Source organism: Listeria marthii, from assembly GCF_014227425.1.
GTDB classification, from domain to species: domain Bacteria; phylum Bacillota; class Bacilli; order Lactobacillales; family Listeriaceae; genus Listeria; species Listeria marthii.
Genome location: NZ_JAASWB010000001.1, coordinates 341,430 through 360,371, shown reverse-complemented (window position 1 = coordinate 360,371; position 18,942 = coordinate 341,430). Strand labels below are relative to the sequence as shown.

Sequence of the window (18,942 nt, the reverse complement as noted above, 5' to 3'; positions counted from 1 at the left end):
TTGACGAATAACGCAAAAATGAAAGGGAGGGCTTGCCTCGATGGCTAACCAAAAAGAACAACTTACTCGTATTAAAATTTTAGAACCTTTATTTCCTAATCGTTCTACTTCAATCATAAACGGAGAAACTAGTGGGATTTTGAACTGGAATGATATCCCGTACCCATCTTTCTACCGTGCTTATAAAGAACTTTCTACTAACTACTGGATTCCAGATGAAGTAGATATGAAAAGTGATGCAAAACAATATCCGAATCTTTCAGAAGAAGAAAAATATGCTTTTGATGCCATCATTGGCTTACTAGCAACACTTGATTCTCCGCAAACACGTTTCATTTACAACATTGCGGAATACATTACTGACCCAGCTGTGCATGCAAACGCAGCAATTATTGGGCAACAAGAAGTAATCCATAATGAAAGTTACTCTTATGTACTTGCTTCTATTACAAACTTGCAAGAACAAAATCGCGTATTTGAACTGGCGAGAACACATCCAACAATCATCAAACGTAACGAGCCAATCATGGAAGCGTATGATGATTTCATGAATAATAAAACAGGTGAAACACTTGTCAAAGCATTGATTCAATCTTCTATTTTAGAAGGAATTAATTTCTACAGTGGCTTTGCTTACTTCTACAATCTTGTTCGTCAAAATAAAATGACAGGAACTGGGAAAATCATTAGCTTTATCAATCGTGATGAACTAGCTCACTCGAAATTTATTTCTGAAGTAATCCGGGCAATCCTTGGGGAAAACCCAGAATTACAAACAGATGAGTTAGTGGAATATACGCATGAAGCTTTCCGCCACGCTGTTGAACTTGAAACAGAATGGTCCGAAGAAGTTTTACAAGGTATTGAAGGCATTGACGTAGAAGAAATGGTTGATTACGTGAAATATCGTGCCAACAAAATGCTAGGAATGCTTGGTATTCCAGAACTTTATCCAGGACATAGCGACAACACAATGACATGGATTAAAGCTTACGCAGATAACTTTACAGAAACAAAAACCGACTTTTTCGAAATGCGCAATTCAAGCTATAAAAAAACGAATATGGATAACGGATTCGACGATTTATGAGAATCTTGCTAGCCTATGATTCTCTAAGCGGGAACACCAAAATGGTAGCGGATGAAATTGAAGCGAGATTACAAAGCGAAGGGCACGAAGTTGTGTCCTTACGTGTATCTCCTTCCGCTGCATATCCGCTTGATGAGGATTTTGACTTGTACGTGTTGGGGGCATGGACAGTCGACTACGGAAGAACACCGCCAGATATGAAAGATTTTATCGCGGAACTAGCTGTAAAGCCCAAGAACGTAGCCATTTTTGGCACTGGGGAAACACAATGGGGTATGGATTTTTATTGCGGAGCTGTCGACCGAATGGTTAAATATTTCGGTACAAGCTACCCAACCTTAAAAATAGAACAAATGCCGCACACAGAACAAGATGCGGCTGAAATAGACAATTGGGTCAAGAAAATTTTAGCGTTAAGGAGTGGAATCAAATGACAAGTATTGAAATTAAAACACCTGAAGAATTCGCAGCTCATATTAGCGGAGAAGAATTAGTATATGTAGATTATTGGAAAGACAATTGTCCTAATTGTAAAATGCTTGATCTTTCGTTTGCTGAATTCAAAAACTCTGAAATCGCAAGCAAAGTGAAAGTATTAAAAGTAAAACTAGAAGAAATGGGCGAAAACTTCTTTTTTGACCGCGATGTACAACAAACACCAACACTTGTACTTTACAAAGGCGGAGAAGAAATCCACCGTTTAAACGGATTTATCCCACCAAACAAAATCGAAGAAGCTATTTCTTTAAACGCGTAATTAAATGAGTGATAAGTCCTTGCTACTAAGCGACTTATTGCTCTTTTTTCTATCGTTATTTGTGATTTGATTTACAGAAGGGGTTGGGGGTTTGAGACAATTACAAGATGAAATTACTGCATTTCTGGAAGAACGTGACTGGTTGGATCAGTATAATAAACCAAAAGATTTAGCAATATCTTTGTCGCTCGAAGCAGCAGAACTACTGGAATGTTTTCAGTGGAAACAAGATGAGGTGGCAGTGAAAGAAAACCAGGAAGCGATTTTAAAAGAAGTAGCGGATGTCATGATATACGCACTCCAAATCGCGGAAAGTATGGGAGCTGATGGCGAAGAGCTTGTTCGTTCAAAGCTTGCAGAAAACCGGACACGAATATGGCCGGAAAAATAGAAAAAGCTGCTTTATCCGTATAGGCTAAAGCAGCTTTTTATTTAATAAGAATAAGATCGTTTACGTCTTTTTTTGGAACGAATCATTGCAAAAATTCCTGCTGCGACCAAAATAAGCGAAATGATGCAAACGCCGAAACCGATAAGTCCAGTTATGCTAAACGAAAAACCAAAGCCGATCAGACCAACAAGAAGTACAACTAAGCTAGCTAATTTCATTTAAAAGCTCCTTTCAGAAATCTTATCTCTATTATAAAGGAATAACTGGAAAAAAATAAGCCTTTAAAGAGAAAAAAATTTTAAAGATGAAAGGCATTGATAGAGCATCAGTTCGCATAATTTCCAAATAGTCAAGACTGCAAACGAAAAAAATTATCTGTTATAGTAAGAAAGTGAGAGAGGCAAGGAGGACAACACATGGATTTTAAAGAGTATCAAGTTTTAGCAAATAGAACTGCAGCAACACACGAACAGGCATTAACGAATTACGGACTTGGAATAGCTGGAGAAGCCGGTGAAGTTGCTGATTTGATTAAGAAATATGCTTTTCATGGCCACGATTTGGATAAAGATGCTTTGACGAAAGAACTAGGAGATGTTCTTTGGTACGTATCGCAAATTGCTAAATGGGCGGACATAAGCATGGAAACCGTTGCCGAATTAAATATCGAAAAATTAAAACGCCGCTATCCGCAAGGCTTTTCAGCGGAACGTAGCAAACTGCATATCGATTAAAAAAACGTTTGTATTTAAGAAATTGTCTTAAATACAAACGTTTTTAGTTTTTTAGTGAGCTAGAAAACCTGCTAAATAGCGTATAAATAACATATTGAATAATCGAGAAGTAGAACACAAAGTTCCAGAATGGCCAGTGAAAAACACTAAACATGATTTGGATAGAATCGATTGGTTGTGTTAGTAAATGAATCGAATGCAGGCGTGAAAATCTGCCAATATAAATAGCATAGCTTGATAATAAGATTAAACCAATTGTTAGTAGTTGATAACTTAACCAGCTAGTCCAATTAAAGCGTCTTCTTATTTCAGCGAGCATTTTTGCAAAGGACCAGAAGCCAATAAATAATCCAAAGAATACGCCAACGATAATATAAGTGAAGTGGCGCCATAACCAAGGCGATGTCGAAAGTATTCCTTCAGCTCCGTAAATTTCTAAGCGCTGTAAATGTAGCAAGTCAGTGAGTAGATAAGGCGCATTTGGGAAAAATACTAACCAAACAATGCCGAGTGGCCAAAAAATCCACCATACACGAGGTTTCTTTGTGAGGAATACAGCTATTTCGAAAGGTATATAAGCAAGCCCAACATTTAAAATTAAAAAAGTATACGTGTCAGCGGTAAAATGTAAAACAAGAAAATATCCGAGTAAAAAAGCTCGGCAAGTCCAAATTGCTTTCGTCATGTAATAGTCACCTCGTGCTTGCTATTGTATCACAATTTGAGTTGCCGAGGATAACTTAACCTGCTAAATGAAACAAAAGTACTAAAGCTAACCCAAAAGCAGAAAGCAAGACCGAACCAATAAACGCTGCCACAAAAGGTTTCCCACCCATTTTTCCAAAAGAAGGTAAGTGGACATTTAATCCAAGTCCGCCCATTGACATAGCAATAAGGAAATAGGCACAGACAACGAGGAAATTGGTGATAGATGTTGGAATAATACCAAAACTATTGATAGCACTTGTAGCTAGGAAGCCAAAAATAAACCAAGGTACAGGAAGTTCAGCCCATGAAAAGCGGTTATTTGTTCCAGCGTTCACCATTTTTGCAACAACAAAGCAGACGGGAACAAGTAGCGCCACGCGAGTTAATTTAACGATAACTGCCATATCGACAGCAGACGTTCCACCTGGATCTGCTGCAGCAATCACGTGTGCAATTTCATGAAGCGTAGCCCCGGCAAAAATACCATAGCCATCTGGTCCGAGTGGCAGAATTGGATAAATTAATGTATACACGATTGTAAAAATAGTTCCAAGTAGTGCAATAATTGTAGCAGCCACCGCGGTTTGGTTATTGTCAGCTTTTACTTGTGGTGAAATGGCGACCACAGCTGCAGCCCCGCAAATCCCTGTGCCACAAGCAACCAGAATCGCTAGCTTTTTATCGACGCCAAAAAGTTTTGCCAAAAAGTAAACAACTGCAATCCCAAAACTAAGACATAAGGCAGCAATCAAGAATACGCGCCAGCCAGCATCATAAATATCAACTAAATTTAGCCGGAAACCAAGTAAAATAATCCCAGCACGAAGAATCACTTTGTTCGAAAATTGAATGCCAGTAAACCATTTATCCGGAACTGGAAAAAGGGCACGAATGATAATTCCGATTAAAATAGCAGTAACAAGTTGCCCAAGAATCATTAAAAATGGTAATTTTGCTAAAAAATAAGATAAGGTAGCGATACAGAACGTAAGCGCAATACCATACCAAAAAGTCTTCGTTTTAAATAAAATTTGACTCATATTCATCCCCCTTTCTTCTATGCTTTTACTTTACCATTTCTATTTTTATTAGTAAAATTTATATTAATTATATTATTGATAAGTTATTTTTATGGAGGTGCTCAAATGGACGAGGCGTTGAGAACGTATATAAGGGTTGTAGAATTGCAAAGTTTTACAAAGGCGGCCGAAGAATTGCACATTTCCCAACCAGCAGTATCCTTGCAACTAAAGAAATTAGAAGAGACTTATGAAACCGAGCTTATTTACCGGCAAGCGAAAAAGTTTATTTTAACAGCTACGGGAGAAATACTATACCACCGCGCGAAACAATTAGAAGGTTTGTATAAACAAGTGGAAGATGAAATTAGTTTGTATCACCACCATTTAAAAGGACGACTGCGGATTGGTGCGAGTTTTACGATAGGAGAGTATTATTTGCCGGCGCTGATTGCGAAGTTTCATGCGCACTATCCAGATATTACCATCGAACTCATCATTGAAAATACGGCTAAAATTGCTGATAAAGTCGAACTGCTTCAAGTGGATGCTGGGCTTATTGAAGGCCAAGTGAGCAAGAAAGATTTGGCGATAAGTGCTTTTGCGGATGACGAAATGTGCATTGTTGGACGGGCAGATGGTTCGCTTGCGGAAATTGAGCAAGGGGCAACGTGGATTGCGCGAGAAGAAGGATCTGGAACGCGCGAATATTTGGATCATGTATTGAGTACGAATGGTTGGAATGTTACTGAAAAAGTCGTTGCCTGGAGTAATATGGCGGTCAAACAAATGGTGCTTGAGGGAATGGGCTACACGGTGATCTCACGGTGCGTCGTTAAAACGGAAATTGCAGAAGGGAAATTACGCGTTTTCAATGAGGCAGGCAGCCTTATGCGGAAATTTTCAGTATTGAAAAATAAACAAAGACTGGAAAATCGGATTGCGGAAACCTTTTTAACATTTTTAAAGGAAAATCAGTAAATAAAACTAGCTTTTTAACAAGGGAGTGATTACAATGAGGAAGAATACATTTTAGAAGGGGAGAAGTAATGAAAGAATATTTTATAGATCGTTCCTATAAGGCTTCTATGGGGATTGCGAATGCGGTTCTTGTAACGCTTGGGATTGGGCTTCTGTTGCAAACGATTGGCCAGATGACAGGAATTTCATTTCTTGTAACGATTGGTGCGATTGGTAAAACGATGCTCATTCCGGGAATTGGTGTTGGTATTGCGATGTGCTTGCATGCGAATACGCTTGTGACGATAAGTGCGGCTGCATCTGCTGTTATTGGCGGCGGGGCGGTAGTGACTTTAGCTGGTGGTGGTGTTGGGATTACTAGCGGAGAACCGGTGGGCGCTATTTTGGCCGTTATTGTGGCGGTTTGGACTGGGAAAAGAGTCACTGGGAAGACGAAATTTGATATGATTTTAATTCCTGGCGTAGCACTTTTAGCAGGCGGACTTAGCGGTATTTTATTTGCAAAGATTATGGCGCCAATTTTAGCTTCTGTAAGTCTTGGAATTAGTTCATTAATTGGTGGTTCGCCGCTGATTTCATCGATGGTTATTGCTTTTGTGTTTGGGTTACTGATACTTAGTCCGGCTTCATCTGCTGCGCTCGCGATTGCGCTCCAACTTGATCCAACAGCTAGTGCTGCGGCGTTGATTGGTTGCTCGGTTCAATTCGTGTCATTTGCGGTGTTAAGTTATCGGGACAATAACTGGGGTGCATTTTTCGCGCAACTTATCTGTACGCCGAAATTACAAACACCTAATATTATTAGAAAGCCTAGTTTAATGTTAGTGCCGTTACTGACGACATTAATCGCTGGACCTCTTGGTGTGATGGTATTTCATATTCAAGCCGCGAGTGAAGTTGCTGGTCTTGGCTTATGCGCCTTTGTTGCACCACTTTATTTAATAGCAAATTACGGATTCAGCACACTTGCTGCTTTTATTTTGGTGGCAGTTGTCTTGCCAGGTGTTATTGCACTTATTGTCAGACCGATTCTTGTTAAAAGAGAACGCTTGAAAACAGGGGATTTAACGATTGAGTTGCAGTAGAATAATGTGAAAAGTAGGGCTTTGTGGCTCTGCTTTTTATATTGAAATGTTATGTGCTGGAAATCAATTTTGTAACGTAATGGACACATTTTTTCGCAAAAAGCCATATCTAAATGGAATTTTTTCGTGTAAAATATAACAGTGAAAGCAATAAAAAATAAAGAGGTTCAAATTATGGAGAAAAGTGGATTTGTTGCAGATCCTATTTACGGAGAAATCAAGAATGAGATAATGGCTAACACTTTGGAAAGTGGCGAGAAAGTGGATATAGACGACATCATGAAACGATTTCAGGTCAGCAAACGAGTAGCTTTTAGTGCGCTTCATTGTTTACATAAAAGTGGTATATTATGCAAAAACAGCGGAGGAAATGGTTTTTCAGTTGCAGTGACTAGTGAAGCTCAGCATCGCGAAAAATCACGAGTAAAGTTAGCTTTTTTTCATCTGAATTATGCGGTACAAAAACTACAAGAACAAGACGCAGAAATTTGCGCAACTTGCCTTCGTAAAGAGCTAGTATATATCAAACTGGCTGTTGCGGAACAAGATACAGATGTATTTATTAATCACGTGAAAAACTTTTATGCTTGTATGATTCACTATACTGAAATGCCGGCGATGGAGAAAAATATCGATATTCTTAGCCAAACGCTGCGAAATATGAAGAATGAGAATGAAAAGCCACTTTTTGAAGATTTTACGATGGACGTGATAGAAACGCTAGAAGAATTAGTGACACATCTAGAAGCAAAAGAATTTGAAAAATGCCACTTGGTCATTCAAAGATTTTATGATAAAAATATTTCAATCTTTTTTTCCGAATCAAAAAACCCCGAATGACGATTTCGTCACGCGGGGTTTTTCTTTTCGGATGAGCTTGTCTTGCCACTCATCTGATGGGCCGGACCATGTCTGGATGTTTCTGAATAAACATACAACAATCGGAAAACGGTGAGGCATTTTCAAACAAGTAGGCGAATTATTTGTCTTGCTACTTACTTCTCAAGATATTCTAACTTACGAATAAATGAGCGCCCGTAACTTGCTTAAATAGTGGCCATGAATGATACGATACTTTATTCGCTTATTTACCAATGTAGTGAGGATAAAAATATTGATAAACGAGCGACGTAACGAAATTCCGTCTTCCTACAACTAAGCTAGCGTAAAGTCCTTGACGCGGCGTATACTCCTCGCCTTCCTCCTGTCAGCTAACCATAGCTGTTTGACACTTACAATCCTTCACCAGACGTTTTGCCGGCATATGACAAAGCTGAGAAAAAAATCAGCTTGTACACCAAGTTTTTGTCATTCGCATCACCTTTTATTTGTTCGTTGTACTCTATATATAACCGTTCTAAATAAATGTAAACGCTTTATTTGTAAAATGATTATAAAGTCATAGTTTGCATTTTAAGCCAGGCCTTTTGTCAGAGGAAATAAGCCATTAAAATATCATCGACATATTCGCCTTGAATAATAAATTCTTTTTTTAGCAACCCTTCTTGTTTAAAGCCATTTTTTTCATAAAAGTGAATCGCTTTTTTATTAATGGATAGAACACGCAAGGCAATTTTAACATAGCCTTTTTCACGCGCTACTTCTTTCATTTTGTCCATTAAAAGCTGACCAATGCCAGCACGTTGGAAGTCAGGATGGACAGCGATATCAATTTCGACAACGTGTTGGTTGGACGAGAGCGGGATAGGGGACTTGTAACCAAGAATCCCAACGACTTTATCCTCAGTTGCGACAACAATTTTGGAACCTGGAGGGCATTTAAGTAAAAAGTCTGCCTCGCTATCAAAATGGATATTGCCGGGTGTTGTTCCCGGCGTCCAAACTAAATGTTCTAACTCAATCATAGAAGCAGCATCTTCGCGCTTAGATAGTCTAATTTGCATAATTTACCAACTTTCTTTATTTTCTTTTTGCATAGGATAGCGAGGTTTTCCATGTTTTCCACAAGCCATCGTTGCTGTATAGCAGGACATTTCCTTGGTACAGGCGAACGGTGAGGAAAAAGGCGCCGATAACGCTCGCAAGGAGAATGGCGAGTGAACTAAAAATACCGATAGTTGAAACGGATAATAAGTCCATTCGCGCTAGCATCATCATCGGTGAAAAGGTTGGAATGTACGAACCGATGATAACGAGTAAATTGTCAGGTGCATTAGCTGCTGCAATGGATCCCCAGTAGCCGATAATAGCGAGAATTGTCATTGGATAAATAAACTGCGCAACGGTTTCGACATTTGGGACCATCGAACCAATCATTGCTGCGAGTAAAATATATAACAATAAACCTAAAATAACAAATAGTAGATTTAGCACAAGGTAATATGCTGGGAAAACGGCAATTTGATCTAAGACATTTTGGACCATTTCCGTGTTACGACCAGCAATCAGAACGACCGCGCCGCAAACGACATAAAAACCAATTTGTGTCAGAAGCATAAAAATAATTGCTGTTAATTTGGCGAATAAGTGCGTTGTCGCCGATACACTCGATAAAATGACTTCCATAATGCGTGTACCTTTTTCTGTAGCGATTTCTGATGCAACAATGTTTGCGTAGCTCATAACGAAAATGAAGATAACGAGCGTTAAAACAAGTACGGCTGCGCTCATGACATCTTTTTCGTGGTTAGTAAGCTGGTTGTTGGACTCTAAATCATTGGTTACGGAAACAGGGGACGTAATCGACTGCAATTGCTCATTGGTAATTTTATATGCAGCAGCTTTTTCGGCGATTTTGGTAGCTGTCAAATCTTCTGTTAAACGCGTAATCACGTCTTGTCCAGCTGTTTCTTGGGTTGTATAAACCGCGCCAACTGTATCGTTTTCTTCCGTAATCGTGACAAATCCGTCTATTTTGCCATTTTTCAAAGCAGACTGGGCAACTTTTTTGTCGTTGATATCCGTATTTACTTTGAAATGGTTTTTGTCTGAGGCTAATGCTTTTTCGAAAACTGGATCATCAGACAGCACGGCGATTTTAGTAACATCGCTAGTAGAATCAAAGTAATCCACCATTTTCGGAATGCCCGCGATAAGTGCGGCGATTAAAACAGGAAAGAGTAGCGAAATTAAAAATGATTTAGTTTTTACACGTCTTTTGTAAACTTGCTTGGTTATCACCCAAAATTTACTCATGAGATTCACCAGCCTTCCATTTGAATATTTCTTCGAGCGTTGGAGCTTGGAGGCTGAATGTTTGGATGAAACCATCTTTTGTCACGTAGTCAAAAATCTTCTCTGCATCTGCTTCTTCGGCAATTTCAAGTTGAAGAACGCCGTCACGATGCTTCTCTACACGTAACACCTCTGGCAATGCGGCTAGTTCGTCCGCCGTATGATTGGATTCAATCAAAATCCGTTTACGACCGAATACCGATTTTACTGATTCGGTCGTTCCTTGAAGTACCACGTTTCCTTTTTTGAGCATTAAAAGGGAATCACAAAGCTCCTCGACATTTTCCATGCGGTGGCTGGAGAAAATAATTGCCGCGCCAGAAGCACGCAAATCAAATACAAATTTCTTCAAAATCTCTGCATTGACAGGGTCAAGTCCACTAAATGGTTCATCTAAAATAACTAGTTTTGGTTGATGAATAATCGTACTTAACAGCTGGATTTTCTGTTGATTTCCTTTGGATAGTGTTTTGATTAAGTCTGTTTTTTTACCGACGATTTCGGCGCGTTCAAGCCAATCATCAATTTCTGCTTTAATTTTTTGTTTTGGATACCCTTTTAATTCGGCGAAAAATATCAACTGTTCTTCAATGGTGACATTTGGGTATAAACCGCGTTCTTCCGGCAAATAGCCGATAATATTTGGATCAATTTTACTTACTTCTTTGCCGTCCCACGTAATTTTCCCAGAAGTTGCTTCTAAAAAATGCAAAATAAGACGAAAGGTAGTTGTTTTACCAGCGCCATTTTGCCCGATTAATCCGAGTATTTTCCCTGGTTCTACGCGAAACGATAAATCATTAACCGCGACTTTAGTTCCAAAATTCTTCGTCACATTATGTAGTTCAAGCGTCACATGAGCACCCCTTTCTAAAATCTTCCCTGTTTTTATTATACGGTTTTATCGGGGGATTGTCTTGCTAGAAGTAAAGGGCTATAGCAATTAGCTTTTCACAAACTTTGCCAAAAAATTGTCTAGTGTAGTGGACATAACTTAGTGTAACCGTTTTCTTTTATTTGTGTATAATAGAGCGTAGAGGGAGGTGATGAAATGCTTCTTACCCAAACGGAGCGTGCATTAATTAACTTGTTCTTAACGAAAAACGATTTTTTGACAGCCAAGCAACTAGCTGAAATTCTAGACGTTTCCTCTAAAACCATTTACCGAAAGATTAAAAACATCAACGCCACGACAGAAGCAAAAGATATCATTATATCTGAAAAAGGGCGTGGTTTTAAACTAGATTACAAGGCGTATATTCAAGCGAAATTAGAAACAACAGGAGATATTTTCGGCTATACACCAACAGAAAGACGAGAAAAAATTTTACTACAAGTATTATTTAAATCCCCTAAATACTTGGATGTAACGGCACTATATGAAGATTATTACGTTGGCTATAATTCAATCAAAAATGACTTTGCGCTTTTAAATCAATCCATCGAGAAATACGAATTGGCTCTTGAGAAACGGCAAAAAGAAATTCGGGTGGTCGGTACGGAAGAAAATATTCGCACTGCAATTAATGAAGTAATTAATAACATCGATTTATCGAGCTACGATGATTTAAAAACGGAATATAGCGACCTCAATAAAGCCGATGTTCAGTTCATTGTTAGGCAAATGGAAATGATTGAAAGCAAGCTGATGATTAACATTCCGTATCCATACGATATTAATATTTTTTCGCATCTGTATATTTTGATCAATCGTTTTCGCCAAGGGGAAGTGGAAGATTTTAACGAAAGTGAGGACACTTATATTGTCACCAATGAAAAACTGCATACGATTGCAGTGGAAGCCATTGAAGCGATTGAACAATATTTAAAAATGACTTTACCAAAGCGGGAAATCTTTCATTTTTTACAATACTTGATTTCTTCTCGTTTTAATCATGAAATTGAATTAGTTCCGAGTAAAGTTTTACCTATCGTGGAGGAAATGACTGATTTTTATATCGATCAAGTGGCGGCTAAAATCAATATGCCGATTAATAAAAAGCAATTAAAGATTGAGCTACTCAGCCACATGAAGCCGATGGTCAACCGAATGAATCATCAAATTAACATAAAAAATAACTTATTAAGCGACATTAAATTAGAGTACGGAAAACTGTTTGATATCATCAAAGAAACCGCCCGCGATGTTGCGGAAACCTTTAAGTTAAGCACAATATCTGATGATGAAGTTGGCTATATCACGATATATTTCGCCAAACACATGGAAGCATCCCCACTTGTCAAACGAATTATTATCATGTGTTCAAGCGGCATCGGAACGTCCGAACTTTTAAAAGTAAAGGTTCAAAAAGCTTTTCCAGATGTCGAGATAGTAGACGTTTTATCATCTACTAGATACAAAAATAGTTTGCAAGACTATCAGAATATTGATTTTATTCTAACAACAATCAACGCAGAAAGTAACAAAGAAATTCCATCGCTGCTCGTCAGTGCGATGTTTACAGAAAAAGATAAAATGATGGTGAAAAAATTGATGGAAACTTTATAGGAGGCGAACCCATGGATATCCAAGAATTAGATATTAGCAAAGTGATAAGTCCGGCACTTGTTGATTTGGACTTAGCAGCAACGACGAAATTAGAAGTAATTGAAGAATTAACCGATTTACTTGTTAAAACTGGCGCTGTAGCAGATAGAGATACTTTTATAGCGGATGTATTATATCGCGAAGAAGAAGGGAAAACAGGGCTCGGTGCAGGTGTCGCTATTCCGCACGGGAAATCAGCCAGCGTCACGAATACATCGATTGCTGTTGGAAGAACGAGGAATCCGGTAGAGTGGGAGTCACTTGATGAAAAGCCAGTTAATATTATTATCCTTTTTGCCGTAAAAAATTCGGATGCGACAACAACACATATCAAGTTACTCCAAAAAGTAGCGATTTTACTCGCAGATGATGAGGTGATTAGCCAATTTCAAACCGTACAGACAAAAGAAGATTTTATTAAATTATTAGCTAAAAACCAAGATTAGGAGGAGTTTGGGATGAATATTATTGGAATCGCAGCTTGTACATCAGGAATCGCACATACATATATTGCCAAGGAAAAATTAACAAAAGCGGGCATCGCACTCGGGCATACCATCCATATTGAAACGCAAGGCACGATTGGTATTGAAGACGAACTTTCAGCAGAGCAGGTGAAAAATGCCGATGTGGTTATTATTGCAGCCGATATTAAAATCAGTGGAAAAGATCGTTTTAAAGGGAAACGTGTGGTTGAAATTCCGACTGATTTAGCAATTAAAGCACCAAAACAAATTATCAATAAAATAGACAACGAAATAAATAACTAGGGAGTGAACCGGTATGATGAAAAAACTGCAAATCAAAAAACATGCACTTACAGCGATTTCGTATATGTTACCGTTAGTTGTTGCCTCGGGGTTACTTATTGCCATTGGAAATTTAACAAGTGGACAGGTTATTGAAAATTACAAAGCGCCGTACTCTATTCCAGATGCGCTCGTTTCTCTCGGGGTTCTCGGTATGGGATTACTTGCACCAGTTATTGCCGGCGCGATTGCCTATTCGATAGCAGACAGGCCCGGGATTGCGCCAGGGCTACTCATGGGGCTCATCGCCAATTCCATCGGTGCTGGTTTCTTAGGTGGGATGCTTGGTGGGTACTTAGTTGGTTATTTTATCCTTATTCTTGTCAAATATGTAAAAGTGCCAAAATGGGCGCAAGGTTTAATGCCGATGATGATTATTCCGCTCATTAGTAGCTTGGTCATCGGACTCCTAATGTATTTCGTTGTCGGTGTTCCAATCGTTTGGGCAACAGAAGCGATGACGAGTTTCTTACAAGGTATGCAAGGCAGTATGCGATTTGTTTTCGGCGCTATACTCGGGGCCATGGCTGCATTTGACTTTGGTGGACCAGTCAATAAAGTCGCTTCCTTATTTGCCGATGGATTACTTTTAGAAGGTGTCAAAGAACCAGAAGCTGTGAAAATTCTAGCCTCGATGGTGCCGCCATTTGGAGTTACACTTTCGTGGGTAGTCTCCAAACTGATTAAAAAGAAAAAATATACAAAATCAGAAGAAGATAATATCAAAATTGCTTTTCCAATGGGAATTTGCATGATTACAGAAGGCGTTATTCCGATTGCCGCTGTGGACCCGATTCGCGTTATTATTTCTTGTACGCTGGGAGCTGCGGTTGGTGGGGGACTAAGTATGACGTGGGGGATTGGTTCCCCAGTTCCATCAGGCGGAATGTTTATTGTCCCAGCGATGAACGAACCATTTTTATTCTGCTTAGCGCTACTAATTGGCACATGTGTCACGGCAGCGATGTTGCTCATCCTAAAACGCGAGCCAACCGAGGAAGAAGAACGCATTGCAGATCAAGGTTTGGAAGAAGAAGAGGAAGTCGATTTGTCTGGAATTAAAATTTCGTAAGGCGAGGAGATAAGGCAAATGTATGTTTCGATGAAAGGAATGTTAGCGCGTGCGAACAAAGAGCGTTACGCGGTAATGGCGATTAATTGTTTTAACTTGGAAACAGCAAGAGCGGTAATCGATGCGGCTCAAGAACTCCGTGCGCCAATCATCATTGATTTACTCCAAGACCATTTAACCAGCCATCTGGGTAGTCGATTTTTAACGAAGCCGATTATCAAAATGGCAGAAGAGGCAAGCGTGGAAGTAGCGATTAATTTAGATCATGGGCAAGATGTGGCGATAGTGAAGCAATGTTTAGCAGATGGTTTTTCAAGTGTGATGATGGATGCATCCAGTTATCCGTATGAAGAAAACGTCGCAATCACGAAAAAAATGGTCGAGTTTGCCGAAGCTTTTAATGCAAGTGTCGAGGCGGAAGTTGGTAATATTGGCGCGGTGACGGGGGATAACTATACAAATCAAGATATGTACACTAATCCCAAAGTCGCAATTGATTTTGCAAAGCGAACGGGAATTGATGCATTAGCTATTTCATATGGTTCTTCCCACGGCGATTATCCAGAAGGCTTTACGCCCGCTTTTCAGTTTGATATTGTGCGCGAAATTAAAGCCGCGACGAATATGCCACTTGTTTTACATGGTGGTTCTGGTTGCGGGGCGGAAAATATCCGCGAATCTGTTCGGCTTGGCATTAATAAAATCAATGTGGGTTCAGATTTTATGAAAGCACAAGCCAACAAAATAAAAGCTACATTAGAAGAAAACCCAGGGATTAATTATGTCGACCTTATCCATGAAACGATTATGGCTGGCAAAGAAGCTGTGCAGTATTATATTCAACTATCCGGTTCAACCGGAAAATCACTTTAAAAGGAGAAATGAAAACATGTTAGTAAATATGAAACAATTATTAGAAGTAGCCAAAGAAAATAAATTCGCGGTAGGGGCATTTAATGTTGCAGATAGTAACTTTTTACGAGTTGTGGTAGAAGAAGCAGAAAAAAATAATGCTCCAGCAATTATCGCCGTGCATCCAACTGAATTAGATTTTACCAAAGATGATTTTTTCCAATACGTGCTTGCGCGAATTAAAAATAGCCCTGTTCCATTTGTGCTTCACTTGGATCATGGTGATAATATGGCTGATGTGATGCGAGCAGTGCGTTGTGGCTTTAGTTCCGTGATGATTGACGGGTCATTATTACCTTTTGAAGAAAATATTCGAGTGACAAAAGAAGTCGTTGATGTTTGCCATAAATTGGGTGTTTCAGTTGAAGGCGAACTTGGGACTATCGGCAAAACGGGAAATAGTATTGAAGGCGGCGTGAGTGAGATTATTTACACAAAACCTGAAGAAGCCGAAGAATATATTAGCCGCACTGGGGTAGATACGCTAGCAGTTGCGATTGGAACGGCTCACGGCATTTATCCAAAAGACAAAGAGCCGAAACTACGCCTGGATATTTTAAAAGAAATACAAGCTTTAGTAAATATTCCGCTTGTGCTTCATGGTGGCTCCGCAAATCCTGATGCCGAAATTGCCGCCGCAGTCGAAATTGGCATTCAAAAAGTAAATATATCGAGCGATTACAAATATGCCTTTTATAAGAAATGCCGTGAAATCCTAAGTACAACAGAGCTTTGGGATGCGAATGCGATTTATCCAGACTGTATTGATGCTGCGAAGGAAGTCGTGAAGTATAAAATGGAGCTGTTCCAATCGATTGATCAAGTAGAAAAATATCAACAAGCAAAAACACCGGCTTGGCGAAGTGAACTAATTTAATTACAAAAAAACTAAGAGCGCAAGTCGGCTCTTAGTTTTTTTGTATCTTTATAAGCGAATATCCGCCTCAATTAATTGTCGAAGTTTCTGGACATCATTAATGCGCCAGGGCTTTTTTTGTGATGCCAAAATATCGTTTGCGCGTAATTCTCCGAGCACCTTGGAAGCATAACTTTTAGAAGTGTTCGCATGGTCAGCAAGTATTTGATAGGTTAAAAATGGAGGAAGTTCCACTATTTTTTCTGAAATCCTCAAGCCAAAATCAATCATTGTATTTAAAGAATAAAAGATACGTTCGCGGGAAGTCAGTTTTTGTTGGAAAGCGAGCTGATACAATCTTTTGCTTGTTTCAGCTAGTTGATGGAGCATTAAATAATTTTTGGGGTCTTCTAGTTCGAGAGTGGATTTAAAATAAAGAAAATCAATTTTCCACCATAGAATATCAGTTAACGAGGTCATCGCTCTGAACGGAAGTATGTCTGCTGAATAAATCGGCAAATGAAGAAACGTACCTTTTGATACAATATAAGAAAAAGCATGTTGGGGATTTCCGGCATATATCAATTTCATAAAACCTTCTTCTATTATATAGACGTAATTCTCCTGTTTATTTACAGTTAATATCGTTTTTGCTGGCAGCCGCTCTTGTCGACAGTGTTTGTTAAAGCTAGGATCTTTTTTGAGTAATTTGAGAATATTATCAAGTGAAGCGAATTGCTCTAACGTGTCTTTTAAATACATACTGATTCCCCCTTATCCCACTAAGTTCCCTCAACCTATAACGATAAAACTTTATTCTTTTAGTAGAACATTTTAGCTAAATAATTCATGCAGAAGAACAATATTACTAAATAAAAACTTTCACAAATAGTTCAAGATATAACGAAAATCAATGGAAAAAGGAAATAATGCCGCAAAAAGGTAGTTATTAGAGTACTATTTTCAAGTAAATGCTAGATAAAAAATTTTAGGAGTAAATATGGAACACTGGCTATGACTTATAATAGAAGTAACAAAAGATGCTTACAAAATTATGTACAAGATGAATAATTTTGAAATGTGACAAAAAAGTCAAAAATAGTTGGGAAAAGTAGGAAGTTTGGTTTTTTTGTTGGGTTCCTTTTAAAAGTGTTTGGTAGTATCATCACTTGTAAGAAGCCACTCATCGCATTATAAAACTATTTGCTAATAACACAAAATAGAAATGAGATGACAATATATGCAGTCGGTATTTGAAGATTTGTATAGTAAAAAAGTTTTGGAAGAAGAATTCGGGTATACATGCTTCTTACAAACTTTAATCAATAACAGAATCCCGTATAAAAAAACAAAAATATCAACCAACACGATTTTATTAACTGAAGATACAATAAATGCAAAGGTTTACTTTATTGAAAAAGGTATAGTTTCATTAGAAAAGAAGAAAAATGTAGTAAGTTTTTTAGGATCCAACCAAATCGCTGGTTTAAATGATTACTTTATGGCAGAAGCGAACGTTTACACCGCCAGAGTCATTGAAACAATTACAGCATATGAATTCGATAAAGAGGATATCATTTGCTCGATTATTGGGATGCAAGAGGGGTGGCTCTATTTATATCTTAATAACCGAAATCACGAAAATGTACTAATCGAAAAATGCAATCTAATGCGTGGTAATGGGGAAAGTCGTTTGAAAGATTCTTTAGAGCAATTGGGAATTTTTTTTGGAGTTGAAAAAGAAGGGATGCTTCGTATTCCGAAATGTTTCACGCGGAAAATTATTGCTAACTATTCTAACCTTTCCGTGCGTTCAGTTACACACCTTTGCAGAAAATTAATAGACTCAGGTTTTTTAGCAGAAAATTCGAAGTCTTTTATTTTGTTGAATAGATATGAAAGTCCATGCGGAAGATTAAAATCAAAAGCAACAGCTCCTTAGTCATACTTAGAAAAAAGATAAACTATTTAGTAAAATGGTTTATTTTTTTGCTTTATAAAGGAGAGAAGTAAGGATTAAAAAAACAAGCAAAGTATTTACTTTGCTTGTTCATTAAGGATGAGCCGTGCTGGGTTCGAACCAGCGACCCTCTGATTAAAAGTCAGATGCTCTACCAACTGAGCTAACGGCTCTAAATATGACTGGGCTAGCTGGATTCGAACCAGCGCATGACGGAATCAAAATCCGTTGCCTTACCGCTTGGCTATAGCCCAATAATAGAAAATGGTGGAGGGGAGTGGATTCGAACCACCGAACCCGAAGGAGCGGATTTACAGTCCGCCGCGTTTAGCCACTTCGCTACCCCTCCGCTATAAAATGCCGACTGCAGGAATTGAACCCGCAACCTACTGATTACGATTCAGTTGCTCTACCAGATTGAGCTAAGTCGGCTAAGAATCGCTCTCACTGCTGGCACATCGAAATCTAATGCATAATTAATTCTTTAAAACAGATACTAGTACATGATATAACATTTTGAATCATTTTACCAGCTTTTTTTTAAAAAAAGTGAAAAATATTTTTCAAGCTGATTTTTTTGATTAAAAAGTGACCCGTACGGGATTCGAACCCGTGTTACCGCCGTGAAAGGGCGGTGTCTTAACCGCTTGACCAACGGGCCATATGTATAAAAGTTTTTTACCGCTAGAAACTATTATATAAAAAAAGGTTATCATTTGTAAATACCCAAATTAAATTCTTTTTTTTCTGAAAATATAACCAAGGAAAACGGGTTATTTATCTTATTAATGGGTATGTATATTGAAAGGCGTATGAAATAAATTT

General features: G+C 38.5%; 21 protein-coding genes, 5 tRNA genes and 1 pseudogene. 15 read left to right on the top strand and 12 right to left on the bottom strand.

Going from position 1 to position 18,942, the window contains the following annotated elements; translation table 11 throughout:
- The first annotated feature begins 40 nt into the window (after positions 1 to 40).
- The 4 genes from HCJ55_RS01880 to HCJ55_RS01865 all read left to right on the top strand — a co-directional run bounded on the left by HCJ55_RS01880 (position 41) and on the right by HCJ55_RS01865 (position 2,238).
- Positions 41 to 1,090 (top strand): ribonucleotide-diphosphate reductase subunit beta, encoded by a 1,050-nt coding sequence (locus HCJ55_RS01880; protein WP_008948466.1) that lies wholly within the window; start codon positions 41 to 43, stop codon positions 1,088 to 1,090.
- Positions 1,087 to 1,524, top strand: coding sequence for a flavodoxin (locus HCJ55_RS01875; protein WP_185501898.1), 438 nt, complete (start codon positions 1,087 to 1,089; stop codon positions 1,522 to 1,524). The genes HCJ55_RS01880 and HCJ55_RS01875 overlap by 4 nt, the downstream gene beginning before the upstream one ends.
- Positions 1,521 to 1,847 carry a thioredoxin family protein gene (locus tag HCJ55_RS01870; RefSeq protein ID WP_185501899.1) on the top strand — a complete coding sequence of 109 codons (327 nt, stop codon included), beginning with the start codon at positions 1,521 to 1,523 and terminating at the stop codon, positions 1,845 to 1,847. Before HCJ55_RS01875 ends, HCJ55_RS01870 begins: the two co-directional genes overlap by 4 nt.
- Positions 1,848 to 1,938: 91 nt before the next feature.
- Positions 1,939 to 2,238 carry a nucleotide pyrophosphohydrolase gene (locus HCJ55_RS01865; RefSeq protein ID WP_185516792.1) on the top strand — a complete coding sequence of 100 codons (300 nt, stop codon included), beginning with the start codon at positions 1,939 to 1,941 and terminating at the stop codon, positions 2,236 to 2,238.
- A 41-nt stretch (positions 2,239 to 2,279) separates the two neighbouring features.
- Here the strand turns inward: HCJ55_RS01865 and HCJ55_RS01860 are convergent, their stop codons facing one another.
- Positions 2,280 to 2,456, bottom strand: a complete 177-nt coding sequence (locus tag HCJ55_RS01860; protein WP_008948462.1) for a hypothetical protein — start codon at positions 2,454 to 2,456, stop codon at positions 2,280 to 2,282.
- Positions 2,457 to 2,654: 198 nt separating this feature from the next.
- Between HCJ55_RS01860 and HCJ55_RS01855 the strand changes: the two genes are divergently transcribed.
- Positions 2,655 to 2,972 carry a nucleoside triphosphate pyrophosphohydrolase family protein gene (locus HCJ55_RS01855; protein WP_185392549.1) on the top strand — a complete coding sequence of 106 codons (318 nt, stop codon included), beginning with the start codon at positions 2,655 to 2,657 and terminating at the stop codon, positions 2,970 to 2,972.
- 43 nt (positions 2,973 to 3,015) lie between these two features.
- Here HCJ55_RS01855 and HCJ55_RS01850 read toward each other — a convergent pair whose 3' ends face one another.
- A complete protein-coding gene (locus HCJ55_RS01850) occupies positions 3,016 to 3,657 on the bottom strand; it encodes a DUF1361 domain-containing protein (protein ID WP_185501900.1) in 642 nt (213 codons plus the stop codon).
- A 55-nt stretch (positions 3,658 to 3,712) separates the two neighbouring features.
- On the bottom strand, positions 3,713 to 4,720 hold the full coding sequence (locus HCJ55_RS01845; RefSeq protein WP_008948459.1) for a YeiH family protein: 1,008 nt from the start codon (positions 4,718 to 4,720) through the stop codon (positions 3,713 to 3,715).
- A gap of 105 nt (positions 4,721 to 4,825) precedes the next feature.
- Between HCJ55_RS01845 and HCJ55_RS01840 the strand changes: the two genes are divergently transcribed.
- The 3 genes from HCJ55_RS01840 to HCJ55_RS01830 all read left to right on the top strand — a co-directional run bounded on the left by HCJ55_RS01840 (position 4,826) and on the right by HCJ55_RS01830 (position 7,605).
- Entirely contained in the window at positions 4,826 to 5,680 is an 855-nt protein-coding gene (locus tag HCJ55_RS01840; protein ID WP_185516790.1) for a LysR family transcriptional regulator, read from the top strand.
- Positions 5,681 to 5,748: 68 nt separating this feature from the next.
- Positions 5,749 to 6,765, top strand: a complete 1,017-nt coding sequence (locus tag HCJ55_RS01835) for a PTS sugar transporter subunit IIC (protein ID WP_008948457.1) — start codon at positions 5,749 to 5,751, stop codon at positions 6,763 to 6,765.
- A gap of 174 nt (positions 6,766 to 6,939) precedes the next feature.
- On the top strand, positions 6,940 to 7,605 hold the full coding sequence (locus tag HCJ55_RS01830; protein ID WP_185516788.1) for a GntR family transcriptional regulator: 666 nt from the start codon (positions 6,940 to 6,942) through the stop codon (positions 7,603 to 7,605).
- Between the two features lie 590 nt (positions 7,606 to 8,195).
- On the opposite strand, the gene HCJ55_RS01825 is transcribed toward HCJ55_RS01830, so the two are convergent.
- From HCJ55_RS01825 to HCJ55_RS01815, 3 genes are read right to left on the bottom strand one after another with little or no spacing between them, the layout of a single operon-like run.
- Positions 8,196 to 8,669 (bottom strand): GNAT family N-acetyltransferase, encoded by a 474-nt coding sequence (locus HCJ55_RS01825; RefSeq protein WP_185516785.1) that lies wholly within the window; start codon positions 8,667 to 8,669, stop codon positions 8,196 to 8,198.
- 16 nt (positions 8,670 to 8,685) lie between these two features.
- Positions 8,686 to 9,921, bottom strand: coding sequence for an ABC transporter permease (locus HCJ55_RS01820; RefSeq protein WP_185501908.1), 1,236 nt, complete (start codon positions 9,919 to 9,921; stop codon positions 8,686 to 8,688).
- Complete coding sequence (locus HCJ55_RS01815) at positions 9,914 to 10,816, bottom strand: ABC transporter ATP-binding protein (RefSeq protein ID WP_185506089.1); 903 nt, start codon at positions 10,814 to 10,816, stop codon at positions 9,914 to 9,916. Before HCJ55_RS01815 ends, HCJ55_RS01820 begins: the two co-directional genes overlap by 8 nt.
- 195 nt (positions 10,817 to 11,011) lie before the next feature.
- On the opposite strand from HCJ55_RS01815, the gene HCJ55_RS01810 reads away from it, so the two are divergent.
- The 6 genes from HCJ55_RS01810 to HCJ55_RS01785 are packed head-to-tail and all read left to right on the top strand — an operon-like array spanning position 11,012 to position 16,178.
- Positions 11,012 to 12,469, top strand: coding sequence for a BglG family transcription antiterminator (locus HCJ55_RS01810; protein WP_008948452.1), 1,458 nt, complete (start codon positions 11,012 to 11,014; stop codon positions 12,467 to 12,469).
- Between the two features lie 11 nt (positions 12,470 to 12,480).
- A complete protein-coding gene (locus HCJ55_RS01805) occupies positions 12,481 to 12,954 on the top strand; it encodes a PTS sugar transporter subunit IIA (protein WP_185516783.1) in 474 nt (157 codons plus the stop codon).
- Between the two features lie 12 nt (positions 12,955 to 12,966).
- Positions 12,967 to 13,278 (top strand): PTS fructose transporter subunit IIB, encoded by a 312-nt coding sequence (locus HCJ55_RS01800; RefSeq protein ID WP_008948450.1) that lies wholly within the window; start codon positions 12,967 to 12,969, stop codon positions 13,276 to 13,278.
- Positions 13,279 to 13,294: 16 nt separating this feature from the next.
- Positions 13,295 to 14,389 (top strand): PTS fructose transporter subunit IIC, encoded by a 1,095-nt coding sequence (locus tag HCJ55_RS01795; RefSeq protein WP_185392584.1) that lies wholly within the window; start codon positions 13,295 to 13,297, stop codon positions 14,387 to 14,389.
- Between the two features lie 18 nt (positions 14,390 to 14,407).
- Positions 14,408 to 15,262, top strand: coding sequence for a class II fructose-bisphosphate aldolase (locus HCJ55_RS01790; protein ID WP_185516782.1), 855 nt, complete (start codon positions 14,408 to 14,410; stop codon positions 15,260 to 15,262).
- Between the two features lie 16 nt (positions 15,263 to 15,278).
- Entirely contained in the window at positions 15,279 to 16,178 is a 900-nt protein-coding gene (locus tag HCJ55_RS01785; protein WP_008948447.1) for a ketose-bisphosphate aldolase, read from the top strand.
- Between the two features lie 11 nt (positions 16,179 to 16,189).
- Here HCJ55_RS01785 and HCJ55_RS01780 read toward each other — a convergent pair.
- Positions 16,190 to 16,919, bottom strand: a pseudogene (locus HCJ55_RS01780) (cyclic nucleotide-binding domain-containing protein).
- A gap of 478 nt (positions 16,920 to 17,397) precedes the next feature.
- On the opposite strand from HCJ55_RS01780, the gene HCJ55_RS01775 reads away from it, so the two are divergent.
- Positions 17,398 to 18,099 (top strand): Crp/Fnr family transcriptional regulator, encoded by a 702-nt coding sequence (locus HCJ55_RS01775; RefSeq protein ID WP_008948445.1) that lies wholly within the window; start codon positions 17,398 to 17,400, stop codon positions 18,097 to 18,099.
- A gap of 118 nt (positions 18,100 to 18,217) precedes the next feature.
- On the opposite strand, the gene HCJ55_RS01770 is transcribed toward HCJ55_RS01775, so the two are convergent.
- The 5 genes from HCJ55_RS01770 to HCJ55_RS01750 all read right to left on the bottom strand — a co-directional run bounded on the left by HCJ55_RS01770 (position 18,218) and on the right by HCJ55_RS01750 (position 18,778).
- Positions 18,218 to 18,290 (bottom strand) — tRNA-Lys (locus HCJ55_RS01770).
- A gap of 9 nt (positions 18,291 to 18,299) precedes the next feature.
- Positions 18,300 to 18,371: transfer RNA gene (locus HCJ55_RS01765), tRNA-Gln, on the bottom strand.
- An 11-nt stretch (positions 18,372 to 18,382) separates the two neighbouring features.
- Positions 18,383 to 18,466 (bottom strand) — tRNA-Tyr (locus HCJ55_RS01760).
- Between the two features lie 9 nt (positions 18,467 to 18,475).
- Positions 18,476 to 18,549: transfer RNA gene (locus tag HCJ55_RS01755), tRNA-Thr, on the bottom strand.
- Positions 18,550 to 18,706: 157 nt separating this feature from the next.
- Positions 18,707 to 18,778: transfer RNA gene (locus HCJ55_RS01750), tRNA-Glu, on the bottom strand.
- Positions 18,779 to 18,942: the final 164 nt, after the last annotated feature.